Annotated in this window: 2 protein-coding genes; both read left to right on the forward strand. The window is 31.4% G+C overall.

The annotated features are described in order from the left end of the window. Positions 1 to 202: 202 nt before the first annotated feature. Positions 203 to 598, forward strand: coding sequence for a hypothetical protein (locus ACE01N_RS20360; RefSeq protein ID WP_380592896.1), 396 nt, complete (start codon positions 203 to 205; stop codon positions 596 to 598). A gap of 267 nt (positions 599 to 865) precedes the next feature. Continuing rightward, positions 866 to 1,531: a hypothetical protein gene (locus ACE01N_RS20365; protein ID WP_380592898.1), complete on the forward strand. Its 666-nt coding sequence runs from the start codon at positions 866 to 868 to the stop codon at positions 1,529 to 1,531. Positions 1,532 to 1,712 lie beyond the last annotated feature (181 nt).

Raw genomic sequence — 1,712 nt, forward strand, 5'->3', positions numbered from 1 at the left:
AATTATCCGAACTTTTGATTTTGGATACGATTGAAAAAAAATAAAAAACTGGGTACAACACGCGGTCATAGTGCATGGCAGTACTTTTAAAACCAAATAACTCAACGTTCGCTGCAAGCGCCTTTCGTCCTGACAGTTCCTTTCACGAGTGAAAGAAACTGCCACGACACCATACCGCGGGAACGTTAGCCGCCATATTAAAATGAAAAAAGAAGATATTATACAGGTATTAACTACTATTAAAGATAACGAAGAACCTGATAAATATGAGGTATTTCAGTTGTTGAAAAATAATATTAATAGTTCTGATTTTCACAAAATTTATGACATAATATTCGATAATGAATGGGCTATAAATACTAAAAAAGGTGCCAAATTAAAACCTCTTGGAATTAAGAAACTAAAAGAATTAAGTGATGAGATAGAAATAGAAAAAGATGAACTCAAAAAATCAAAAATAGATTTAGAGTTATCTGAAAGAATGCTAGAAGAATATCCTAAAACGAAATGGTTCGCAAGAATAGGATTTATAATAGCAGTAATCTTAGTACTGAAAGAATTAGTGTTATTGATAATAGAATTATTGTCCAAAGACTAAGATTTCTAACTTCTTTTAAATCTTCATTAAAATTTTTATCAGTCATAGTAATAATAATTAATAATAGAAAATACGGCGGCTAACACGCGGTCATAGTGCATGGCAGTATTTTTAAACCAAATAATTCAACGTTCGCTGCAAACACCTTTTGTCCTGACAGTTCCTATCCTATCGGACAGAAACTGCCACGACACCATACCGCGGGAACGTTAGGTGGCATTTACTAAAGAAGAATTATAATTTTAAAAACTTCATGATTCATAGAATATGAAAACAATTAAATTGACATTCTTACTATTTACAATACTTTCTCAATTTATCAAGGCGCAAAATCTTGATGGAATATATACCTGTAACGATCAAAAAATAAAAATCGAAGGAAGTAAAATTGAATATGAATTGATATCATATGGGGATGGATTACACACAATTTTTAGAGGTTCAGGAGAAATAGATATCAGGAATAAAAGGTTATTTATAAAACCATACAATATCAAACCTCAAATAAATAGTAGACTTGAGAAAATAAGGCCATCAAAAAATGATACAATGTTTATTTCAATTCATGGAGATGAGCCTAATCAGATTGTAGTCAGTTTATATCAACGAAAAAAAATGGCTTATACTACTATGTCAAATATAAACAAGAAGAAAGCCGAAATTCCACGAAACAAAATAATCAATTGTGATTCAATCTATATTAGTATTGTTGGGTACAAACCAATAGGGCAAAGAATTAATAATGTAAATAAATATGACTACGAGATTATATTACAAGCGGTTAGCAATGATAGTTTTCATTATGAATTTGTTACAAATTACGAAAAGGGTTTCAAGATGAAAAAAACTTCAAATAAGATTTGCTTAAAATACGAACGGATTATTAATCATCGGGAAAAAGAAAAGTGGAATAAATTTAGAAAAATGAAATAAAAACGCCACCTAACACGCGGTCATAGTGCATGCGGTTTTGCTTTAACCTGCAAACCCACATTCCGTATGCCGTCGTTTTCGGCTTGACTATCTACACTTCGTGTGACAGTCAACCGCACGACACCATACCGCGGGAACGTTAGGCTTTATTGTGAAAAATGGAAAAATTTGAAATAAAATA

Source organism: Quyinboa ferrireducens (assembly GCF_042436675.1).
In the GTDB taxonomy this organism is placed as follows: Bacteria; Bacteroidota; Bacteroidia; order Bacteroidales; family UBA5342; genus JBHJHP01.

What these genes read in the sequence shown, in the direction of transcription:
- ACE01N_RS20360 (WP_380592896.1), top strand. Translation starts at nt 203, where the DNA reads ATGAAAAAAGAAGATATTATACAGGTATTAACTACTATTAAAGATAAC.
- ACE01N_RS20365 (WP_380592898.1), top strand. Translation starts at nt 866, where the DNA reads ATGAAAACAATTAAATTGACATTCTTACTATTTACAATACTTTCTCAA.